Source organism: Shewanella sp. KCT, from assembly GCF_007636505.1.
In the GTDB taxonomy this organism is placed as follows: domain Bacteria; phylum Pseudomonadota; class Gammaproteobacteria; order Enterobacterales; family Shewanellaceae; genus Shewanella; species Shewanella halotolerans.
This window is the reverse complement of sequence record NZ_LVDJ01000004.1, coordinates 26,851-47,860: the sequence shown is the minus strand read 5'-3', so window position 1 is coordinate 47,860 and position 21,010 is coordinate 26,851. Positions and strand designations below refer to the sequence as shown.

20 protein-coding genes are annotated in these 21,010 nt (G+C 55.4%); 11 read left to right on the top strand and 9 right to left on the bottom strand.

What is annotated here, in order from left to right:
* Positions 1-188 precede the first annotated feature (188 nt).
* The 5 genes from AYI87_RS07235 to AYI87_RS07215 all read left to right on the top strand — a co-directional run bounded on the left by AYI87_RS07235 (position 189) and on the right by AYI87_RS07215 (position 4,504).
* A complete protein-coding gene (locus tag AYI87_RS07235; protein ID WP_144200874.1) occupies positions 189-1,025 on the top strand; it encodes a LysR family transcriptional regulator in 837 nt (278 codons plus the stop codon).
* 174 nt (positions 1,026-1,199) lie between these two features.
* A complete protein-coding gene (locus AYI87_RS07230) occupies positions 1,200-2,081 on the top strand; it encodes a MipA/OmpV family protein (RefSeq protein ID WP_041406431.1) in 882 nt (293 codons plus the stop codon).
* Positions 2,082-2,095: 14 nt separating this feature from the next.
* The gene (locus tag AYI87_RS07225; RefSeq protein WP_144200872.1) at positions 2,096-2,497 is read left to right on the top strand and encodes a DUF3019 domain-containing protein; all 402 of its coding nucleotides are present in this window, start codon (positions 2,096-2,098) and stop codon (positions 2,495-2,497) included.
* Entirely contained in the window at positions 2,497-3,210 is a 714-nt protein-coding gene (locus AYI87_RS07220; RefSeq protein ID WP_011864701.1) for a response regulator, read from the top strand. The genes AYI87_RS07225 and AYI87_RS07220 overlap by 1 nt, the downstream gene beginning before the upstream one ends.
* 10 nt (positions 3,211-3,220) lie before the next feature.
* Positions 3,221-4,504, top strand: a complete 1,284-nt coding sequence (locus AYI87_RS07215; RefSeq protein WP_144200871.1) for an ATP-binding protein — start codon at positions 3,221-3,223, stop codon at positions 4,502-4,504.
* Positions 4,505-4,582: 78 nt separating this feature from the next.
* Here the strand turns inward: AYI87_RS07215 and AYI87_RS07210 are convergent, their stop codons facing one another.
* Positions 4,583-4,855, bottom strand: a complete 273-nt coding sequence (locus tag AYI87_RS07210) for a DUF1289 domain-containing protein (protein WP_144200869.1) — start codon at positions 4,853-4,855, stop codon at positions 4,583-4,585.
* A gap of 191 nt (positions 4,856-5,046) precedes the next feature.
* Here AYI87_RS07210 and AYI87_RS07205 point away from each other — a divergent pair, with 191 nt between their 5' ends.
* Entirely contained in the window at positions 5,047-5,586 is a 540-nt protein-coding gene (locus AYI87_RS07205) for a DUF4136 domain-containing protein (RefSeq protein WP_144200868.1), read from the top strand.
* A 12-nt stretch (positions 5,587-5,598) separates the two neighbouring features.
* Here the strand turns inward: AYI87_RS07205 and AYI87_RS07200 are convergent, their stop codons facing one another.
* On the bottom strand, positions 5,599-7,068 hold the full coding sequence (locus tag AYI87_RS07200; RefSeq protein ID WP_144200866.1) for an AAA family ATPase: 1,470 nt from the start codon (positions 7,066-7,068) through the stop codon (positions 5,599-5,601).
* A gap of 285 nt (positions 7,069-7,353) precedes the next feature.
* On the opposite strand from AYI87_RS07200, the gene AYI87_RS21495 reads away from it, so the two are divergent.
* Entirely contained in the window at positions 7,354-8,667 is a 1,314-nt protein-coding gene (locus AYI87_RS21495) for a methyl-accepting chemotaxis protein (protein WP_144200864.1), read from the top strand.
* A 128-nt stretch (positions 8,668-8,795) separates the two neighbouring features.
* On the opposite strand, the gene AYI87_RS07190 is transcribed toward AYI87_RS21495, so the two are convergent.
* Together AYI87_RS07190 and AYI87_RS07185 are read right to left on the bottom strand one after the other, a co-directional pair.
* Positions 8,796-9,932, bottom strand: coding sequence for an HlyD family secretion protein (locus tag AYI87_RS07190; RefSeq protein ID WP_144200862.1), 1,137 nt, complete (start codon positions 9,930-9,932; stop codon positions 8,796-8,798).
* Between the two features lies 1 nt (position 9,933).
* The gene (locus AYI87_RS07185; RefSeq protein WP_144200860.1) at positions 9,934-10,323 is read right to left on the bottom strand and encodes a DUF3302 domain-containing protein; all 390 of its coding nucleotides are present in this window, start codon (positions 10,321-10,323) and stop codon (positions 9,934-9,936) included.
* Between the two features lie 267 nt (positions 10,324-10,590).
* On the opposite strand from AYI87_RS07185, the gene purT reads away from it, so the two are divergent.
* Positions 10,591-11,769: a formate-dependent phosphoribosylglycinamide formyltransferase gene (purT, locus tag AYI87_RS07180; RefSeq protein ID WP_144200859.1), complete on the top strand. Its 1,179-nt coding sequence runs from the start codon at positions 10,591-10,593 to the stop codon at positions 11,767-11,769.
* 112 nt (positions 11,770-11,881) lie between these two features.
* Here the strand turns inward: purT and AYI87_RS07175 are convergent, their stop codons facing one another.
* Genes AYI87_RS07175 through AYI87_RS07155 form a run of 5 tightly spaced genes read right to left on the bottom strand, consistent with a single transcriptional unit; the run spans position 11,882 to position 16,097 of the window.
* Positions 11,882-12,835 (bottom strand): D-2-hydroxyacid dehydrogenase, encoded by a 954-nt coding sequence (locus AYI87_RS07175; protein WP_144200857.1) that lies wholly within the window; start codon positions 12,833-12,835, stop codon positions 11,882-11,884.
* Positions 12,836-12,855: 20 nt separating this feature from the next.
* Positions 12,856-13,500, bottom strand: coding sequence for an outer membrane beta-barrel protein (locus AYI87_RS07170; RefSeq protein WP_144200855.1), 645 nt, complete (start codon positions 13,498-13,500; stop codon positions 12,856-12,858).
* 22 nt (positions 13,501-13,522) lie between these two features.
* Positions 13,523-14,299, bottom strand: coding sequence for a co-chaperone DjlA (gene djlA, locus AYI87_RS07165; protein WP_144200853.1), 777 nt, complete (start codon positions 14,297-14,299; stop codon positions 13,523-13,525).
* Positions 14,300-14,310: 11 nt separating this feature from the next.
* Positions 14,311-15,060 carry an N-acetylmuramate alpha-1-phosphate uridylyltransferase MurU gene (gene murU, locus AYI87_RS07160; protein WP_144200851.1) on the bottom strand — a complete coding sequence of 250 codons (750 nt, stop codon included), beginning with the start codon at positions 15,058-15,060 and terminating at the stop codon, positions 14,311-14,313.
* Complete coding sequence (locus AYI87_RS07155) at positions 15,060-16,097, bottom strand: aminoglycoside phosphotransferase family protein (protein WP_144200849.1); 1,038 nt, start codon at positions 16,095-16,097, stop codon at positions 15,060-15,062. The genes murU and AYI87_RS07155 overlap by 1 nt, the downstream gene beginning before the upstream one ends.
* A gap of 156 nt (positions 16,098-16,253) precedes the next feature.
* Between AYI87_RS07155 and lptD the strand changes: the two genes are divergently transcribed.
* The 3 genes from lptD to pdxA all read left to right on the top strand — a co-directional run bounded on the left by lptD (position 16,254) and on the right by pdxA (position 21,010).
* Positions 16,254-18,575 (top strand): LPS assembly protein LptD, encoded by a 2,322-nt coding sequence (lptD, locus tag AYI87_RS07150; protein WP_144200847.1) that lies wholly within the window; start codon positions 16,254-16,256, stop codon positions 18,573-18,575.
* 126 nt (positions 18,576-18,701) lie between these two features.
* Positions 18,702-20,006, top strand: a complete 1,305-nt coding sequence (gene surA, locus AYI87_RS07145) for a peptidylprolyl isomerase SurA (protein ID WP_144200845.1) — start codon at positions 18,702-18,704, stop codon at positions 20,004-20,006.
* 5 nt (positions 20,007-20,011) lie between these two features.
* Positions 20,012-21,010, top strand: coding sequence for a 4-hydroxythreonine-4-phosphate dehydrogenase PdxA (gene pdxA / locus AYI87_RS07140; protein WP_144200843.1), 999 nt, complete (start codon positions 20,012-20,014; stop codon positions 21,008-21,010).

The following is a 21,010-nucleotide window of genomic DNA, read 5'->3' as shown; positions in this document are numbered from 1 at the left end:
AGTCTGTTCCTTGCTGTCATTTATTGTTTTGGTTGCAGCTGGTGACTAATTCACCACTTGCTAATTCGACTAGCATAGGCATAATTTATCCGTAGGAAAAATATTCTTTTTGTTTAGCTTGCATAATTATTTCCTATATCTTACGTAAGCGTAAAGATGAGTCCCAACACTATCCTAAGAGCCTAGCCATGAACCTCAGAGCCCTAAGCTACTTTGTCGCCGTCTACGATAAGGGCACCATCAGCGCCGCTGCCAAGCAGTGCTATATCGCCCAGCCCTCTATCTCCTCGGCCATTCGCCAGCTCGAAGACGAGCTCAACACTCAGCTGTTCCAGCGCCACGGCAGAGGAGTTAGCCCCACAGAGTCGGCAGAGCGCCTCTATCCCCTGGCTCAGCGGCTGCTGAACGAGTCCAAGGCGATCGCTTCGCTGTTTAATACCCCGGAGCAGCGCCAGCCCTTCAAACTTGGGCTGATCAACTCCCTCGGGGTGCAGCGCATGAGCATGCTGCTCAAGGATTTTAGCCAGGCCTGCCATGATATGGAGCTCACCCTGGTCGAGGCCAACGAGCCCTGCGACGCCCGCATCATCACCACCAGTCAGCTAAAGTCGGACGAAGTGTTTCAGCCCATCTGGCATGACGACTATCTGCTGGCGATCCCCTCGACCATGAGCCTGGCCCTGAAGAAGGAGATCCGCCTGCAGGATCTTAGCGGCCAGCCCTTCATCCACCGCGCCCCCTGCGAGGCACTGGCGGATCTGCAGCAGCTGATGGATCTCGAGGGGATAAAGATGCAGATCCGCGCGCGGATCCAAACGGTAGAGTACGCGGTAGGCTTGGTAGCGGCCGGGGTCGGCATCGCCCTGGTGCCCGCCCTGCCAGTATTGATGGAGCAAAGTAACATCATCTATAAGGCGATTGGCGATCTTCAACTCAGGCGCACCGTCGGTCTGGCCATGCAAAGAGAAGGTGAGCGCACCGAGCAGCAGAAACAGTTGCAACAAGTCAGCAAACTCTATAGCTAAAAGGGATCACAGCGGCGTACTCACCAGGAAACATCTCGCCAAAGCTTAATCAACACTAGGCGTGAAGCTGTATCATTTTGCATCAGCAGCAGCGAAAACGCTGTGCATATATGACGTAAATGGTAATCTTTTGCTCAGACTCCTGTTTGACCCGATATTAGTGTATCTATACCCATGAAGAACAAGCTGCTGACAAGCCTACTTACCTCTTTGCTCCTCTGCTTCGCCGTACAGGCCGAAGAGCAGAAAGTTTGTCATATGGATGATGAATGTGTCGAAGTAGGCCAGTGGCAACTTGGCCTGGCGCTAGGCTATGGTGAGCGTAGCAACCCTGTCCGCGACTACGACGATATCCCCATCTACCTGGCACCTACCCTGGCCTACTATGGTGACAGATGGTTTTTCGACAATGGCAATCTGGGTTACACCCTGGCGGATGAGGAGCTGTTCAGCGTCAACCTGACCACCAGCTTCAGCAGCGACAGCGCCTATTTCTACCGTTGGGACCCGTCGAACATCTTTATCTCTGGCACCAGTCAGCTCAGCTCAACACCATCGGCATTTACCTCGCGTTTTCAAGCCTTTGGTGCCGAGCCCGAGCCGGTTTTTAACGAGCTGGAAGACAGAAAATTTACACTTCTTGGCGGAGCAGAAGCGTTTATTTACACACCAATGGGTATAATCAACCTCGCCCTGGCCCACGATCTTTTCGACGTGCACTCCGGCATGGAGGCCAAGGTGAAGTGGCTCTACAACCTATCATGGACCGACTGGAAATTTGAATTCGCCGCAGTGGCTAACTGGAAGAGCGAAGAGATCATCAACTACTATTACGGCGTACGTCCAAGTGAGAACACCTATTGGAGTGAACGCTACCGTGCCGGTTCTGGCACTAATTTAGGATTAGAATTGACGACACAATACATAATGAGTGAGCACTGGGAATTGCTCTTCCTGGTACGCTATACCGACTTGGCCGATGAAATCACCGCCAGTCCGCTCGTCACAGAAAGTTACACCAACACTTACTTTATCGGCACTGCCTATAGGTTCTAAGGTTAGTGTTTTCAATGACTTTTAAGCTGATACAGGCAACCCTTGTCATCATTTTACTGTGTAACATTACCTATGCCGCGGGCCAAGAGTCTACGGCCAGCTTGTCGTTGTCACCCCAATTTTGCATCACGGCCGATGTCGAGCAGAGCTGTGAAATCGAGTTGGTACTAAACTGGGAGACCTCCTATCCCCAGGTAGTTTGCATCATGTCGGATCATAACGAGCTGGAGAAGTGGTGCGCCGACTCGCCCAATACCCATTCACTCACCCTGAAGGTTGAGACACAAAAAGATATTCAATTTGTCATGATAGACAAAGAAAGCCACCAAACCTTGGCCGGCGTAAAATTAAAAGTTACCCCTACTTCGGCGCCTCAGGTGAGACGTCGTTATCGCAACCCCTGGAGTCTATTCTAATGACAGAATCTCAATCGACCCATAGAGTCTTGCTCGTCGAAGACGATATTCGTCTGGCAAACCTGATTGTGGATTATTTAAAGTCGCATGGAATGCACGTGGAAGTTGAGCGTCGCGGTGATACCGTATTGACCCGACTGATCAACTACAAACCAGATATCATCTTGCTCGATATCATGCTGCCAGGGATGGATGGCCTTACCCTTTGTGAAAAACTGCCCGACTACTTCGCCGGCCCAATCCTGCTGATGAGCGCACTGGGTTCCAACGAAGATCAGATCAAGGGGCTAGAACTGGGCGCCGACGACTATGTGGTCAAGCCGGTAGATCCTGCCCTGCTTATCGCCCGCATCAACAATCTGCTGCGCCGCACCGCCAAGCCGCCACAGGCAGAATCTCACTGCCTGAGTTTCGGCAAGCTGAGCATAGATCCCCACACTCAGGCGATTCGCCTTGGCGATCTCGAGGTGGATCTCACCAGCCATGAGTTCGAACTCCTCTGGCTGCTAGCTTCACAGGCGGGCCAGGTACTGAGCCGCCAATATATCTATCAATACCTGCTCAACATCGACTTCGATGGAAAGGACAGGAAGATCGACGTGCGTATCTCACGGCTGCGTAAGAAGTTAGGTGACAATATCGAAACCCCATTTAGAATTAAGACGGTATGGGGTCAGGGATATCTGTTCGCCCCAGAAGCCTGGAACAACTAACGGAGCTGCGTTGAAACGACTCTTCATCAGCCTATACCTGCTACTGAGCCTCAGTTTTCTCGGTATAGGCTGGACCTTAGACAGCATCTGGCAAAGCAATGTCGACGATAGCGGTGTCCAGGATGCGCCGCTCATCGCCTTAGCCCAGCTGATCGGCAAGCTGCCAGAGAGCCAGCGCGAGGCGTTTCTCGCCGAGCTTAGCACCCAACAAAGCTATCCCCTCAGGCTACTGCCTAAGACACAGGTGGCGGTCAATCTGGATGATTCACTCGCTCGCGACAGCGTCCTGGTCACGGCGCCGGACGAACAACACGAGCTGCATTTTATTCAAGTTGATGACCAACAGATTCTGATGGCCGGCCCCATAGAGATAGATCCCAGGGAGCAGCTACGCGGCCTGTTTACCCTCTTCTTCTACCTCTCCCTGGCACTGGTCGCGCTGATCTGGGTCTGGCCCCTGTCACGGGATCTCAAGACCTTGCGCCTGGCGACCAAGGCATTTGGTCAGGCCAAGTGGGACACCCAGATTCAACTCTCCAGCCGCTCTCAGGTGCAGCCGCTGGCCAGCACCTTCAACGAGATGGCGCGCCACATCAGCGCCCTGATAGAGAACCAGAAGCATCTCTCAAACGCCGTCTCCCACGAGATCAGAACGCCCCTGGCCCGGCTCAAGTTTGCCCTGGCCCTGGTGCCCCAATACTGCGCGCCGGACTCTGATCCCGCCCAGCGACAGGCGTTTCTCGACGAGATGCAGCAGGATGTCAAAGAGATGGAGACCCTGCTGCAGGAGCTGCTGACCTACGCCAGCCTGGAGTCTCAGCAGCAGGACCTGGAATTTGAGTGCTGTGAGCTGACCCGGCTCACTCAGCAGACCATCAGCCGGCTGCAAAACCGCCACAGCATTCCGATTTATTTTGACGAGCAGACGCCTGAGCTAAAGGTAATGGGCGACCCGTCGCTTATCGAGCGGGCGCTGCAAAACCTGATCATCAACGCCCAGCGTTTCGCAAAGAGTCATATCACTATCGCCATCCGTCAGGACAACAAATCGGTACAGCTAGAGGTAATGGACGATGGCCCGGGCATCGCCGCCGTGGATCAGGAGAAGATCTTCGAGCCCTTCTATCGCAGCAAAGTAGTACAGAACGGCAATAAGGGGCATGGCCTGGGACTGGCCATCATCAAGCGCATCATGCATAAGCACAATGGCCGGGTGTCGCTGGCCAGCGAGCCTGGCAACACGGTATTTACCCTGAGCTGGCCCAGGGTGAGTACGAACAGACTAAGAAAATAGCAGGCGGAAAACGGGCTTAAACGAGTAAGTGGTATGTTGATGAGGACGAACTCGACATTGGGTTAACGCCAGCCGAGATCATTCGGCATCGATGTCGAAGTCCAGCGATTGGGTGGCGGCGGCGCGCTCCTCCAAGATAGCCGTCTTCTTAGCCTTCAATAGCGCCAGGCGACGACGGCGATGGCGCTGCTTACACAGGCGGATCACCTCATTTTTCTGGGCGTCGGAGAAGTTCAGCCAGTTGAAGCGCTCCTCTCTGCTACGCAGGCAGCCCTTGCAATAGCCCCTGGCGTCTGTCTGACAGACACCGATACAGGGACTGGGGATCTCGAAAAACTCTAACTGTTCCATGGGGGCTGGCCACACCTAATTATCTATGTCATCTTGAATTCGGGCTCACATAAGGGGACGCTAAATGAGCCTATAGTTAAAACATAACCTAATTCTCGGTAACTGGCTAAACTTTATTCATATCGCTACACTAAAAACTCTAGTATAAATAAGCTGATAGCTGAATTTATGATTATTTCACAGGAAGCCCCATGAACTCACTACGCCTGCTCATCCTCACAATCGCCGCCTTGCTGCTGGGCGCCTGTGCCAGCAAACCCACCACAGATTACGATACCCAGTATGATTTTGACTCGCTCAAGCGTTTCACCCTGCAGAGACCGGCCAATATCGGCGACCCCCTCAGCACTGAGCGGATCGATAGTGCCATCGTCGACAGCCTGACACAGCGCGGCTACAGTCAGGTCGCCGATCAATCTCAGTTTATGGTGACCTATGGCTTTAAGGTGGTGGACAAGCCCAAGAGCTCTGGTCTCTCAATCGGCCTGGGCACAGGTAGCTGGGGCAGCTCTGGCGGTGTTGGTGTGGGCACCAGCGTCGGCGTACCTTTAGGTAGCGACAGTGCCAAGATGCAGATCATCCAGATAGATATCGTCGACAGCGCCAGTAACAAGCTGATCTGGCGCGGCAGCGACAAGTTTGATTACGATGACGGCGGCGAGAAGAAGGCCAAAGAGACCCGGGAAACCGTGAACAAAATTCTCTCTCAGTTTCCCCCTAAGGCCCAATAATCACCCCGGGCACTATTGATGGGCGTTGACCGTACGCCCCTTTGCCCAATCACGCAGCGCGGCCAGCTTTTCCCGCATCACCACGGACAGGGGCCGCGTCTTCATCAACTCACCCAACAGCAGCTGCTGTGACACGCACTGCTCCAGCGCCCGCGCCGTGTAACGGGCCGAGATGATCGCCTGCTCTATCTCGGCGCCGGAGAAGCCTTGACTGGCCTGTGACAGCTTGGCCAGATCAAAATTGAGCGGGTCCAACTGACGACGTTGCAGATGGATCAGAAAGATCGCCTGGCGCACGCTATCGTCGGGCAGATCCACGAAAAAGATCTCATCCATCCTGCCCTTACGCATCAGCTCCGGTGGCAAGGCGCTGATATCGTTGGCCGTGGCCACCAGAAACACCTCAGATTTGCGCTCGGCCATCCAGGTGAGCAGCGCGCCGAGTATCCGCTTAGAGGTGCCATCGTCGCTACTGCCGCTGCTGAGTCCCTTCTCTATCTCGTCTATCCACAAGACACAGGGGGCCATGAGGTCGGCCAGCGCCAGGGCGTTACGCAGATTCTTCTCGGTCTCGCCAATATACTTGTTATACAGCGCCGACATATCCAGACGCAGCAGGGGCCGCTGCCACATGCCCGCCACCGCCTTGGCCGCCAGGCTCTTGCCGCTGCCCTGTACCCCCAGCAGCAGAATCCCCTTGGGATGATCCACCCGCCCCTCAGCACTCGATGCAGGGCTACGCTGGGACAGCCATTTCTTCAGGTTATGCAGGCCGGCCACCTGAGAGAAGTCACTGGTGTCATATTCGAACTGTAATACTCCTTCCATATCCAGCAACTTAAATTTGCCCTGGTTGATCCTATCGACATCCGAGTGGGTGATCGCGCCGTCATCCACTATCGCCTTATGGGCCAGGCGGCGGGCATCGTCGAAGGTCAGCCCCCTGAGGTTCTCCGCCAGCTTGATCACCGCATCATCGTCGACACTCTGCAATAAGCCATCGGCACGGGCCCTGTCTATCTGCTCGTAGATGAGGTTCTGCAGCTGCGCCGTATCTGGCAGCGAGATGGAGAAATGGGCACAGTAGCGTTTGATCTCGGGCGGAATGTCGAAGGCATGACTCACCAGGACTATGGTATGTTTCAGCGCCTCATACTCCAGCGCGATCTCCTTGAGCAGGCGCACATTCTTGGGGGCGTTGTCGACGAAGGGATGAAAGTCACACAACACATAGATCCCCTGCTGACTGCTAGACTTGATCTGCCCCAGGATCTCGGTGGGATCTGTGTTGAACTTCTGGGTCCCCATCTTCACATCGGCGCGGGTCAGCCCCTGGGTGATGCTCCAGGTGAACAGCGGCTGATATAAGATGGTCGACACCCGCTTTAGCAGCTCGATCACCCGGTACTCTTCATAGGTTTCTATCACCACTATGGGGGTGTTTGAGCGCAGGACGGCGGTGAGGTCCCTGATATCTTGCATAATCATCCTTAGAAAAATAGTGGGTCGCCAGGCACAATACTCGCTTAATCGGCCAGGGGACGGCATCAGCTATTGATACCCCACAAGCCGGGGAATTACAATCTCAGAGGTAATGGGCGGCACATTTCGCCGCAGCAGTGATCCCAAGGGGGCTCACTGGCGTAGAAATAGATCGCTATTGCAAAATGTCTCTAAGCGTATCAATTCAGGCTATAGTCCTAGCACGCCCTTGTCGCCAAGTTAGTGCGTAGTTAATCTATTTGTTCGTAATCTAAAGGTGTCCAGATGTTTGGTTTTAATCGAAAAAAAGCGCTAATCCCACAGGATAAGGACTATCAGGCTCTGTGTGACGATAGTCAGATGCTTAGGGCGATTCGCCAGAGCGCGCCTTTTATCGAGTTCACCATAGAGGGGAAAATATTATCGGCCAATCAGCAGTTTCTCTCCGCCATCGGCTATAGACTCGAAGAAATACAGGGTCAACACCATAGGCTGCTCTGCAGCCCGTCACTGGCAAGCAGCGCCGCCTATCGCACCTTCTGGCAAAACCTCGCCAGGGGCGAGGCCAATCACGGCACCTTTCAGCGCCAACACAAGGATGGCTCACCAATCTGGATAGAGGCCACCTATGTGCCGGTTGCCGACGACACGGGGCGCATCACTAAGGTGGTCAAGATCGCCAGCGACGTTACCCAGGAGAAACAGCAGGCAGAGCGACAGGAAGCGATATTCGATGCCTTAAATAAGTCTCTGGCTTATATCGAGTTTACCCCGCAAGGGGAGATCATCAACGCCAACGCCAACTTTTGTAGCGCCATGGGCTACTCGCTCGAGCAATTAAAGGGGCAACACCACCGCCTCTTCTGCACCGAGGCCTTCATGCGCCAGCACCCCGACTTCTGGGCCGATCTCGCCAAGGGGCGTTTTCAGTCCGGCCTGTTTGAGCGCGTCACCAGACAGGGACAAGCCATCTGGTTAGAGGCCACCTATAACCCGGTATTCGATGATGCAGGACGGGTCGTGCGAGTAGTGAAACTGGCCAGCGACATCACCCCGCGCATCTTGCATCAGCAAGCGGTACAGGAGGCGTCACAACTCGCGCACCAAAGCGCAGTAGAAACCGTAGAGATCACCGGCCAGGGGGCAAGCACCTTGAGCGCCGCCACCAGCCTGGCCAATGAGATCGATGGTGCGGTAGCCGATGCCACAAGGCTGATGGGCGAACTGGCGCAGCAGTCGCAGCAGATCAGCCAGATAGTGCACACTATCGCCAAGGTAGCGGATCAGACTAACCTTCTGGCGCTGAACGCCGCCATCGAGGCGGCCCGCGCCGGCGAACAGGGCCGTGGTTTTGCCGTAGTTGCCGACGAGGTACGTAACCTAGCGGCCAACACCTCCAATGCCACCCAGGATATCGAGCGCATCGTCGCCCGCAACAGCGAGCTGACCCAAGTGTCTGAGCAGGGGATGCAATCGATTCAGCAGAAGGTCTCCCTCTCCAATCAACAGCTGGCGGCCACCCAAGCGTTGATCGACGAGATCCGCCGCGGGGCGCAGCAGGTAGCAGATACGGTCAATGGCCTGGTCAGCAAAGAATAATCTCTTATGATTTACATTGAATAGACAGCTAAGCCCAAGAAAACAAAGCGCCAGTAACAAAGCACCAGTAAAACAAAAGGCCCACCATGGGGCCTTTTAATGACGATTTATAATCTAGCAAGTAAGGGTTAGTGGAACAGGTAGTTCAACCAGCCCTGCATCCGCAATAACACCTTACGCATCACAGCCACATGGGAGAAATGCTCGGTATAGACGGCCGCCTGACCCGAGACCCCGGCAGGGAAATTACGTTTCGCCTCGTGATCATCGAGCTCTATCAAGACGATGGCACGCCCCCTGGGCAGCAGCGCCATGGAGGAGATGAGCGCCCCCTGAGACTGAAACTCGCCCTCGGCCATGGCTGGCAGCACCTTGGCCACCCGCCCCTTAAACACCTGACCCGGCGCGGCGTCCAAGATCATCTCGGCTTCATCTCCCTCCTTGAGTCGTAGCAGAGAGTTTTGCCAGAAGGCGCCGGCAAAGTAGCGATCCTCATCGGGAATAAAGCTCACCAGAGAGCGCAGCGGCATAGGCACTGCAATCACCCCGGGGCGCAGTGCCATCTGAGTCACTATGCCATCGGCAGGTGCCCGCACCACAGTGTGCTCGAGATCGTACAGCGCCTTATCAAGCTCGGCCCGAATCCCGGCCACCTTGGTATTGACGCCATCGACGTTGGACTCATAGGCGAGCCTGACTCTCAGCTCCTCGGATCGCGCCGCGGTGAGCTGTGCCTCTGAGGCCATGTAGAGTTGGCGCTTGTTATCCAGCTCAAGCTCGGTGAAGGGCGAATTGGCCCCGCCGCGCTTACGCCCCTTCTCATACCGCTCGAACGCCGACTTGGTGCGGTCTCTGTCCGCCGTGGCGCGCTCCACGCTGGCCTGCGCCGTCTGCCAGGCAGCCTCCAACTGAGGCACCTCAAGCTCGGCCGCCGCCAGGGCCGCGCGTTTTTGCATCACCACCGCCTCGAAGGGGGCGGGATCGATACGAAACAGCACATCCCCCTTCTTCAGGGGCACATTGGGTTTGGCCTCGACGCTGGTCACCAGGCCGCGCACCGCAGGGTTAATGGGCACGGTCGCAAATACCTGACGGGCATAGGGGGTATAAGGATGGTTGTAGTTCATCAAGAGCACCAGGGCGCCGACGAGCACTATGCCGCCGAGGATCGCCGTAGGCACTGTCCATTTATTGAGCGGGATCTTGAAGGTCTTAAAGATGGCGATGCAGATGGCGGTATAGGTCAGAATGAGTAGCAGATCCATCTTATGACTCCTTCTCTTGATCGTTGGACGGCGTTTCGACCACATGCAGGGCCTTTTGTCCGCCTTCGATAGCTGTGAGTCGCTGCTCAAGCTGGACTATGGTCTGATTGAGCTGTTTCACCTCATCTTCAAGTGCCAGCTCGCGCTCGACCACCTTGTTGAAACCCCAGCCCCTGTCCTCGCGATACAGGGTCGCCCAGATCCACAGGAAGGGCCAGATGGCATGCAGGGTAAACAGGCTCACCCAGCCGGCAACATGCAGGGCATCTTGCTGCGGATGATTACGCTTCTTGGCTATCTCATAGGGAATGTCGTGGATGACGATCACCCCATAAAACAGGAAAACGGCGACAAAGATGATGACGCCTAACGCAAAGTAATCCAGAAACACGGCTCTCTCCTTACTCTTATTTAATCCATTTAACAGGCGGTGCACCACCCCATTGAAACTGGCGCAAACGAGCGAATCTCGCAACATTAACTTAACTATACTAGTCATAAATTGCTGATATTTCTTTTCTAATTGGCGTCAGAATCTTGATCGAGTACACACTTGTCGGCGCAAAGGGTCTGCTTATTCCAGTGGACGGGGTAAGATAATCGCCAAATAACCTAAGTTGGGCGAACGACCCACTCAAGATAAAAAGGTACCCACACCATGATAGGCACCCCCTATTCACGCGGCGCGCTGCGCGCCATGCTGCTTGGCTGCGGCGAACTTGGCAAAGAAGTTGCCATCGAACTACAACGTCTTGGCGTCGAAGTGATAGGCGTCGACCGCTATCCCAACGCCCCGGCGATGCAGGTCAGTCACAGATTTCACGTGATCAACATGCTGGACGGCGAGGCCCTGCGCGCCATCATAGAGCAGGAACAACCTCACCTGGTGATCCCCGAGATCGAAGCCATCGCCACCCAGACTCTGGTTGAGATGGAGGCCCAAGGCCTTAAGGTGATCCCAACGGCCAAGGCCGCCCAGCTCACCATGGATCGCGAGGGCATACGCCGCCTGGCCGCCGAGACGCTGGGGCTACCCACCTCGCCCTATTTCTTCTGCGACACCCAGGCAGAATTTGAGCAGGCGGTCGCAGACATAGGACTGCCCTGTGTCGTCAAACCTGTGATGAGCTCGTCGGGTAAGGGCCAGAGCATCATACGTAGCGAGGAGCAGATCCTCGCGGCATGGCGTTATGCCCAGGAAGGTGGCCGCGCCGGTGGTGGCCGGGTGATTGTCGAAGGCTTCGTGCCCTTCGACTATGAGATCACCCTATTGACCGTCAGTGCCGTCAATGGCATCCACTTCTGCGACCCCATCGGCCACCGTCAGGAAGATGGTGACTACCGCGAGTCCTGGCAACCCCAGGCCATGTCTGATGCCGTGCTCGCCAAGGCGCAGGAGATTGGCCGCAAGGTGGTCGAGGCGCTAGGCGGCTATGGGCTGTTCGGCGTCGAGCTGTTTATCAAGGGAGAGGAGGTCTACTTCTCTGAGGTGTCACCTCGCCCCCACGATACCGGCCTGGTGACGCTTATCAGCCAAGATCTGTCTGAGTTCGCCCTGCATGTGCGCGCCATCTTAGGTCTGCCGATCGCCAACATAGTGCAGCACGGTCCATCGGCCTCGGCGGTGATCCTGGCAGAAGGCAGCAGTCACAACATAGGCTATCAGGGGATGGCACAGGCACTCGTTGAGCCCAACACCCAGCTGCGCCTGTTCGGCAAGCCAGATATCGACGGTCGCCGCCGTCTCGGCGTCGGCCTGGCCCGTGGCAACACCATCGATGAGGCGATCGACAAGGCGCTTAACGTAGCTAAACAGGTCGAGGTGATTCTGGATTAATCCACAAAAACCAGCGCCTTGCTGGATTAAACCAGCAAAGCGATGACAAAAAGGGCGCCTCTTCTCATGAATCAGGCGCCCTTTGTTTATCTAGTTAAAACCCCTACCATAGCTAATTCACCAGGTTCACCGGCTGACCCGCCAGATAGCCCTTGAGGTTATCTATGGCTATTGTCAGCAGTTGCTGGCGCGCCTCCCTGGTCGCCCAGGAATTGTGCGGACTGATGCTGATATGAGGCGCGCTCAGCAGCGGATTATCAGCCTGTGGCGGCTCGCTAGAGAGCACATCTACCCCGGCAGCGGCAATCTTCCCCTGCGCCAGGGCATCGGCCAGGGCCTGCTCGTCCACCAGACCGCCTCTGGCCGTGTTGATTAAGATGGCGTTTGGCTTCATGGCGCTGAGCCGCTCTCGATTAATCAACTTCTCGGTGTCCGACGTTAGCGGACAGTGCAGTGAGATGATATCGGCGCAGGCAAAGAGCGCCTCACGCTCGCACCAGCAGACCCCTTCAGGGAGGTCGTGCTTAATAGAAGGCGTGTTGACCAGCACCCGCATCTGAAACGCCTTCGCAATAGTGGCCACCTGCCGACCTATGTCGCCAAACCCCACCAGACCCAGCGTCTTGCCCTTGAGGGATTGTAGCGGTGCCAGGGTAAAGCAGAAATCTGGCGCCTGAGACCAGGCACCGGCCACCACGGCGTTGTGATGGTCCGACAAACGCTGGGTGTGATGAAGAATATGGGCAAACACCATCTGGGCCACCGCATCCGGGCCATAGCCTGGCACATTGGTCACCTTGATCCCAAGCTCGCTGGCGGCGTTGAGGTCCACCACGTTGGTACCTGTGGCGAGCACGCCGATATACTCAAGATCTGGCAGCGCCCTGAGCGCATCGGCGTCGAGCACTGTCTTATTGGTCAGCAGCACCTGTGCCCCCTGAGCGCGATCCAGGAGTTCGGCCGGGGAGGTTCTGTCATAGCAGTGAAACTCGCCCAGCGCCGCGAAGGGCTGCCAGTCGAGATCGCCAGGGTTGAGGGTGTAACCATCGAGTACCACTATCTTCATTAAGACTGCTCTCTTAAGGGTTAAAAGGAGTATTTAAATCCAGCGTTCACCTGGCCCTGCCACATGATATCGGCGCGGATATTCCAGATACAGCGGTTGGCATCACAAAACAGCGCATTGTCGCTGTTGATAAAAGTGGCGTAGCCGCGGCCATCGGCAAACAGGCTGAAGTTGTCGCCGAGCAGGTACTCCACCCCGCCCCCAATTCCCATGGAGAAGCGTGACTCGTCGGAGAAATCCCCCGACGGGCGCATCTGTGTCATGCCGACACTGACGGTAACATAGGGACGCAGGTTGCCCTTGGGGAAATAGAGCGAGCCGCCCAGGTGAGCGTAATCCAGCTCAAGCTTTGCCAAACGGTTGGGGTTGAACATGCCCGAGGCATGCATATCTGTGCTCTGGTGGCTGTAGAGCAGGTAGACATCGCCGGGATCCCGGGTCTTCATCCCCAATATGATGCCATAGTGGCTGGAATCCTTGATGCTGATGTTACCCTGGGTATTGGTGTCTATATCAGTGGCATCGAGGTCACTGGCGCCGAAGCTATAACCACCGAAGGGTGCGACGAAGATATCCGACTCTGCCCAAACAGACTGGGCCCAGAAAGACTGGGCCGCCATCCATGCTAAGAGTCCTGTCAATAAGGTCAGCCTTGTTCGCTTCATCGCCCTCTCCTTTGTTAGATAATCATCTCATGGCGCGGTCTTGCTTTACCCTGTCGTAGGCGGCCTGAATATCCTGCGCCTTCTGTTTGGCCAGCTCCATCATCTCGGCGGGTAACCCCTTGGCAACCAGCTTGTCGGGGTGATGCTCGTTCATCAACTTACGGTAGGCACGTTTCACCTGCTGATCCGAGGCCTGCTCATCCAGACCCAACACCTCGTAGGCATCCTTGATGGAGGTCTGCTGGCGACCATGGCGCTGGAAGTTCACTTCCGCCTGCCAGCGCTTGAGCAGCTCGTCGAGTTGCTCGCGGCTAAAGCCCAGCTCCTGCGCCACGGTTAAGAGTATGGCATGTTCTTTGGCATCTAGCTTGGCGTCCGACAGGGCGGTTTGGATCTGGATCTCCAGAAACATCTGCAGCAGCTCCCGCCGCCCCATGGAGATCAATCTGAAGGTACGCAGCGACGCCTTAAGATCGAAATCGGCGGCCTTGCCCTGGGTAAAGGCCGCCTGGGCCTCACGGCGGGCATCGCCGCTCAGGCGCATCTGATCCATCAGCGCCGTCGCCAAGCGGATATCATGTTCTGTCACCTGACCCGAAGCCTTGGCCACGTGGCCCATCACGGCAAAGGCGGTATTGAAGAACAGCGCCTGACGATCGCTGCCCTTGCCCATCAACTTTTCCACCTCACCGCGCTTCTTGTCATAGAGGTGGCCAAGCCAGAGGCCTATGAGTCCACCTATGATGCGGCCAAACATGAAACCTATGGCAAAACCGAAAAACTTACCCCAAATCTTCATCTAACAACCCTTCACCTAACAACCTTAGTCTTTGATAATGCTGGACCTGTATGTGAGAGTGCAGTCCTTAGCTCGGCGTCCAGTGACTCAAGCCTTGCCAGCGTGCCCACGTCGCACCAGAGGTGAGGATAATGCTCGCCGCCGATCAGCCCCTGCTGCATCTTGGCTCTTAACATAGGCGCCAGGCCAAAGCGGCCACTAGGGGCACCGTCGAAGAAACGCGGATGATAGATGGCCATGCCGGAAAAAGTCAGCTTAGGCTCATCCTCATCATTCACCTTGCCATCCCTCAGGGCAAAATCGCCCTCTGGGTGCTGCTTAGGGTTATCCACTAGCCAGAGATAGGCCTCCTGCTCCCTCATCAGCTCGGCAATCTTTGCCGTATTGAGTGCGGCATCCAGCGCCAACCCCTTAACACTTGGCAAGCTGTCAATATAGACATCACCATTGAGCACCAGAAAAGGCTCATCCCCAAGCAGAGGCAAGGCCTGCTTGATGCCGCCGCCCGTCTCTAACGCCTCTGTCTCTGGGCTGTAGCTGATACTCACGCCCCAGGCGCTGCCATCGCCAAGGCTGGCCTCGAGCTTGTGGCCCAGCCAGGCGTGGTTGATCACTATCTCAGTGATGCCAAGGGCTGCGAGACGCTCTATGTGATAGACGATCAGCGGCTTGCCCACGACTTCTGCCAGCGGTTTAGGCAGGGTGTCGGTCAGGGGGCGCAGGCGTTCACCGCGACCGGCGGCGAGTATCATGGCCTTCATCACAGCGCCTCCGTTTCATTTGTCAGCTGCGACAGCTTGTCGCTCGTCATCTGCGGCATCACCTCTCGCCTTAACCAGGCAACAAACTGCTCAAATTCAGGATATTGCTCCCCTATGTCACACACATAACTTAGAGTCAGCGGAATATCTTTAAGGTAGCCCGGCTTGGCGTCACGATAGTTGAGGCGGCAGAAGATCCCCGCCGCCTTGAGGTGGCGCTGCATCCCCATGAGATCGAACCAACGGCGATACAGGCTCAAGTTCACCTCATCGCCTATGCGTCCCAGGGCACGCATCTGATTATAGTGCTGCTCGAGTAAAGGCTCGACCACGTCGAGCGGCCAGCGCACATAGCAGTCGCGCAGCAAGGAGACGGCGTCATAGGTGATGGGACCTAAGACAGCATCTTGAAAATCGATCACCGCCAGCTCGTCATCACATAGCATGAGATTACGGCTGTGATAGTCCCTGTGCATGCCTACCTTAGGCTGCTGGGCGACGTTATCGATAAGCAGATCGAAACAATTATCGATTATCTGCCGGGTATGGCTGTCGAGACTCAGCTTAAGATGACGTTCGAGCAGCCACTCTACGAAAATATTCAGCTCACGCAGCACGAAGGCGTCATCATAATCGGGCAAGGGCTGCCCCGCCGCCGAGGTGATGGTCTGTAGCTTATCGAGCAGCCCAAGAGCCTTGCCATAATAGTGACCTACGTTGTCTAAGGTCAGCACCTCCAGCAGCTGGGTATCGCCGAGATCCGAGAGCAACAGAAAACCTTGAGACAGATCGGCGGCCTTAACCTCAGGCGCCAGTATGCCATGGTCATGATAGGCGTTTGCGAGGGCGATAAAAGGGGCGACGGGCACCAGATCCGGCGGCGAGTCCATGGCGATAAACGTCTGGTTTGAAAACTGGACACGATAGTAGCGGCGAAAACTGGCGTCACCGGAAATTAAGGAGACTCGCGCCTCATCGCCTAAAGTTCGCGCTATCCATGAATTAAGGGCAAGAAATCTTGGATCTGACAAGGGCACCTCATGGCTCTTAGAAGAAAATTGCTTTATTATAAAGCAAAATAGAAACAGCAATTAAGATGATTCTATCTCTTTTGCTAAGTTGCTTCCCAAGGGGGATGCAACTATTCTCACCGATAACTTGTCTAGACTAAGAAATCACAAAAACGATAAAAGATGCATATCCGTTACTTATTGGCATTGGCGCTACTCCCGCAGCTAGTCTTGGCAGACGAATCGGAAACCACTCCCGCGCCCGGTGCCCAGTGTCTGGTGCTCCCGCCTGTTCCTATTCCTGAGCCCAGCACAGACGAACGTCCCCTAGATCTGCAGCAGATTAAGATCGTTTCCGACTCATCGGCAGCTAAGATGGGGGACAAGGCCAGTTTCCAGGGAGATGTGACCTTCAGCCAGGGCGGCCGCCATATTGCCGCCGACAGCGCGGTACTGGATCAGGCTAACGAGCGCCTGGATGCCAACGGCAACCTGGTGTTCCAGGACAATATGTTTACCGTCACGGCCGACTCACTCAGCGCCGAGATGCGCAGCAACAGCGCCCAACTTAAGGGTGCCCAATATTGGCTCCACGGTCAGCAGATCCACGGCGAAGCGGAAAACCTGGAGATCACCCAAGACAACAACCTGCACCTGTCGAACACCAACTTCACTACCTGTCCGCCGGGCGATAGCTCCTGGCTGCTTGAGGCCGAGACCATCAAGATAGACAGCAGCGAAGAGTGGGGCGAGCTTTGGGATGCCAAGCTCAAGATAGGCGATGTGCCCGTCTTCTATCTGCCCTACATGACAATTCCCGTGTCGGAGAAGCGCAAGTCAGGCTTCCTGTTCCCCTATTTCAGCACCAGCACCACCAATGGTGTCGAGGTGGCGACACCCTACTACTGGAACATAGCGCCAGAGTATGATCTCACCTTTACTCCGCACTATATGTCGGCCCGCGGCCTGTTCCTCAAGTCGGAATTTCGCTATCTCGCCGGCGAGGCCCAGCAGGGGCAGTTGAATGTAGAATACCTGAGCAATGACGATCTGGTGCCCAACCGCGCCGACCGTTACCTCTACCACTGGGAGCATCAGGGGGCCATCGCCGACAACTGGCGAGTACTGGCCAACTTTACCGATGTGTCGGACAACAACTACTTCAACGATCTGCCCTCCGACGTGCTGCGCGCCACCGACAACCAGCTCTCTCGCATAGGCGAAATCGCCTATTTCGAAGATAACTGGGACATGTCAGCCCGGGTGCAGGATATCAAGGTATTGGGTGAAGAAGAGTCTCCCTATCAGGTGATGCCGCAGATAGGCTTTAACTATCGCGCCCCAGGTTTCTGGCAAGGCTTGGACTTCAACCTCATGGGGGAAGCCAGCAACTTTCGTCATAAGGAAGACCAGTATGCCACCGCCAGCCGTCTGCACTTCGAGCCCAGTGTCTCACTACCGATCCACGGGCCGGCTGGATCGCTGACCAGTGAGCTTAAGCTGCTGCAGACCAACTACTGGCAGGACACCAAAAACTACACAGGCACTGAGCCGCTGGACAGCTCGGTGAGCCGTACCCTGCCCCAGGTGCGTATCCACGGTCAGATTAACTTCGAGCGTTTCACCGACTACTTCGATGCCAACTACCGTCAGACCCTGGAGCCACAGTTCCAGTATCTGTATGTCGGCTATGAGGATCAGTCCAACATCGGCATCTATGACACTGCGCTGCTGCAAGAAGACTACTACGGCCTCTTCAGGGATCGCCGCTTCTCGGGTCTGGACCGTATCGCCGACGCTAACCAGATGACACTGGGTTTAACCACCCGTCTATTTGACGACCATAACCTTGAGCGCTTCAAGTTCAGTCTGGGTCAAATCTACTACTTCGAAGACAGCAAGGTTGGCATTACAGATCCTTCACGTCCCAACGAGATCTTTAAGCAGGAAAATACCTCAAACTCAGTGCTGGCGGCGGAGCTCAACACTCAGCTCTACAGCGATTGGTTCTTGAGCGGCGCCATTCAATATGACACCAAAAACAGGAACAACAAGAAGAGTGAGGTCACCCTGGATTTCCGCCCTGGGGTCAACAAGCTGTTGCAGCTCAGCTACCGTTATGTGCCCGATTTAGTTAACAGCAACACCAACGAATCTGTTAATGTGTCGCAAACCGGCTTGCGTACGGCTTGGCCGATCAACGACAACTGGTATATCGTGGGCAACTGGTATTACGATCTCAATGAGAAGCGTAGCGTCGAGACCTACACAGGATTTCAATACGAATCTTGTTGCTGGGCGGTGCGCTTAAGTTATCATTACCGCATTAAAACCAACTATGTGGACAACCTGGATCCCACGTTCAACGACAGGGAGCTGTTCGAAAGCGGCTTCTACCTGAACTTTGTGATCAAGGGATTAGGTGGCTCCGGCCCACTTGGGGTATCGGACATGCTTAACGATGGCCTGTTTAACTATCGCAAGCCGCTCTACCTGAAAAACTAGTTTTGATATTTTAATCGGCTTTGCGCTGAACCTAGATACGGACTTGTAGTCCAATCAGAATAGTCGAATTAGATACTCGGTCGACACCTGTGTCGACCGACCTGAATATGCCAAGGATTTTTGTGGATGAAACCCTGTAAACAACTGATTTTTGCTTTACTTACACTGGCGATGAGCCACGGCGCGATGGCCGAGAACGTGCCCCTGGATAGGGTGACGGTTCAGATCAACGAAGGCATAGTGCTGGAAAGCGAAATCGTCAACATGTTGAAGACAGTCAAAGCCAACGCAAAAGCCGCCGGCCAGTCATTACCTTCTGACAAGGCGCTGCGCACTCAGGTGATCGAGCGTCTGATCGTGACCCGTCTACAGCTACAAATGGCCGACCGCATCGGCCTGCACATAGGTGACCTGCAGCTGGACCAGACAATCGAGAACATCGCCAAGGAGCAGAAGATGACTCCTGAGATGATGCGCGAAAAGGTCGAGGCCGAAGGCATGAGCTGGAGCCAATACCGCGAGCAACTGCGTGAAGAGATCACCCTGGGTGAGATCCAGCGTATTCAGGTACAGCGTCGTATCCAGGTCTCTCCACAGGAGATCAACAGCCTGGTTAAGCTAATCGAAGAACAAGGGATGCAGCAGGTGGAGTACCAGATCGGTCATATCCTGATCGAGGTGCCCAACAGCCCTAACAGCGAACAACTTGAGGCCGCCAGCAGCCGTGCCAACGCCGTGCTCAAGCGCCTACAAGACAATGCCGACTTCAAACAGACCGCCATCGCCTCCTCTTCAGGCCCTAAGGCGCTAGAAGGCGGTATCTGGGATTACATGAACGTCAATGAGATGCCAACCCTGTTCGCCGAGCTTTTAGTCGGCGCCAAGACGGGTGACATCATAGGCCCCGTGCGCAGCGGCGCCGGTTTCCACATCATCAAGGTGATGGATGCCCGCGGCCTGCAGACCAAAGAAATTGACGAAGTACGTTCACGTCATATACTGATCAAGCCGTCGCCTATCCTGTCGGAAGAGCGTGCCAAGGCGATGCTCGACAAGTTTGCGGCCCAGCTGAGAAGCGGCGAAGCAGACTTTGCCACCCTGGCCCGTCAATACAGCGAAGATCCAGGTTCGGCGGCCAAGGGCGGCGAACTCGGCTGGGCAGATCCTACCGTCTATGTACCAGCCTTCGCACAAACATTGGGCGCACTGAAGATCAACGAGATCAGTGAGCCATTCCGCTCTAGCCACGGCTGGCACATAGTGCAGCTGGAGGAGAGACGTAAGACGGATGCGACAGATAAATTTAACACTAATCGGGCTCACCAGCTCATCTTCCGCCGCAAGTTTAATGAAGAATTACAAAACTGGCTGGATGAAATGCGAGCAGAGGCTTACATTGAAGTATTCGATGCCGATTTCAATCGAGGTTAATCATATTGACGACTAAACGCATCGCCATCACACCGGGAGAACCTGCCGGTGTGGGCCCAGACTTAGTCATTCAACTTGCTCAGCGCGCTTGGCCCGCTGAGCTTGTTGTTTGTGCCGACCCCACATTGCTGACCAGTCGCGCCAAACAGATCGGCTTGCCGATCCAGTTGCGACCCTTCCAGCCCAATCAGGCGCCGAAACCGCAGGAAGCCGGCACCCTGACCATAGTGCCCTTCCCCCTAGTAAAAGAAGCTGTGTGCGGTAAGCTCGATGAACAGAACAGCAGCTATGTGATCGACACCCTGGCCTATGCCGGTGAGAAGAATATGAATGGCGAGTTCGACGCCGTGGTGACAGGCCCTGTCCACAAAGGGATCATCAACCAGGCGGGTATCCCCTTCAGCGGTCATACCGAGTTCTTTGCCCATCAGGCCAACTGTCAGGATGTGGTGATGCTGCTCGCAGCCCCTGGCCTGCAGGTGGCGCTGGTCACCACTCATATTCCGCTGGCCTATGTGTCTAAGGCGATCACCCGTGACCGTCTGCATCAGATCATCAAGATCTTGCACACAGATCTGGTGACCAAGTTTGCTCTGAATGATCCTAAGATCTATGTCTGTGGCCTCAACCCCCATGCGGGTGAAGATGGCCACCTGGGCCGCGAAGAGATCGATGTGATCATTCCCGCGCTCAACGAGCTGCGCGAGCAAAATATGAATATCGTCGGGCCACTGCCCGCCGACACCCTGTTTCAGCCTAAATATCTGGAAGATGCCGACGTGATCCTCGCCATGTATCACGATCAGGGACTGCCGGTACTCAAGTCCCAAGGCTTTGGTAGCTCGGTCAATATCACCCTAGGCCTGCCCTATATCCGTACCTCGGTGGACCATGGTACGGCACTGGAGCTGGCCGGCACAGGCAAGGCCGACATCGGCAGTTTTGTCTGCGCGCTAAACAAGGCTATCGAACTAGCCACCAAGAATGAGTCACTTAAAGAGTAG

Excerpts from the sequence above, each read along its gene's own strand:
- AYI87_RS07235 (WP_144200874.1), top strand. The coding sequence starts at position 189 with ATGAACCTCAGAGCCCTAAGCTACTTTGTCGCCGTCTACGATAAGGGC.
- AYI87_RS07230 (WP_041406431.1), top strand. The coding sequence starts at position 1,200 with ATGAAGAACAAGCTGCTGACAAGCCTACTTACCTCTTTGCTCCTCTGC.
- AYI87_RS07225 (WP_144200872.1), top strand. The coding sequence starts at position 2,096 with ATGACTTTTAAGCTGATACAGGCAACCCTTGTCATCATTTTACTGTGT.
- AYI87_RS07220 (WP_011864701.1), top strand. The coding sequence starts at position 2,497 with ATGACAGAATCTCAATCGACCCATAGAGTCTTGCTCGTCGAAGACGAT.
- AYI87_RS07210 (WP_144200869.1), bottom strand. The coding sequence starts at position 4,855 with ATGGAACAGTTAGAGTTTTTCGAGATCCCCAGTCCCTGTATCGGTGTC.
- AYI87_RS07205 (WP_144200868.1), top strand. The coding sequence starts at position 5,047 with ATGAACTCACTACGCCTGCTCATCCTCACAATCGCCGCCTTGCTGCTG.
- AYI87_RS07200 (WP_144200866.1), bottom strand. The coding sequence starts at position 7,068 with ATGCAAGATATCAGGGACCTCACCGCCGTCCTGCGCTCAAACACCCCC.
- AYI87_RS21495 (WP_144200864.1), top strand. The coding sequence starts at position 7,354 with ATGTTTGGTTTTAATCGAAAAAAAGCGCTAATCCCACAGGATAAGGAC.
- AYI87_RS07190 (WP_144200862.1), bottom strand. The coding sequence starts at position 9,932 with ATGGATCTGCTACTCATTCTGACCTATACCGCCATCTGCATCGCCATC.
- purT (WP_144200859.1), top strand. The coding sequence starts at position 10,591 with ATGATAGGCACCCCCTATTCACGCGGCGCGCTGCGCGCCATGCTGCTT.
- AYI87_RS07175 (WP_144200857.1), bottom strand. The coding sequence starts at position 12,835 with ATGAAGATAGTGGTACTCGATGGTTACACCCTCAACCCTGGCGATCTC.
- AYI87_RS07170 (WP_144200855.1), bottom strand. The coding sequence starts at position 13,500 with ATGAAGCGAACAAGGCTGACCTTATTGACAGGACTCTTAGCATGGATG.
- djlA (WP_144200853.1), bottom strand. The coding sequence starts at position 14,299 with ATGAAGATTTGGGGTAAGTTTTTCGGTTTTGCCATAGGTTTCATGTTT.
- murU (WP_144200851.1), bottom strand. The coding sequence starts at position 15,060 with ATGAAGGCCATGATACTCGCCGCCGGTCGCGGTGAACGCCTGCGCCCC.
- lptD (WP_144200847.1), top strand. The coding sequence starts at position 16,254 with ATGCATATCCGTTACTTATTGGCATTGGCGCTACTCCCGCAGCTAGTC.
- surA (WP_144200845.1), top strand. The coding sequence starts at position 18,702 with ATGAAACCCTGTAAACAACTGATTTTTGCTTTACTTACACTGGCGATG.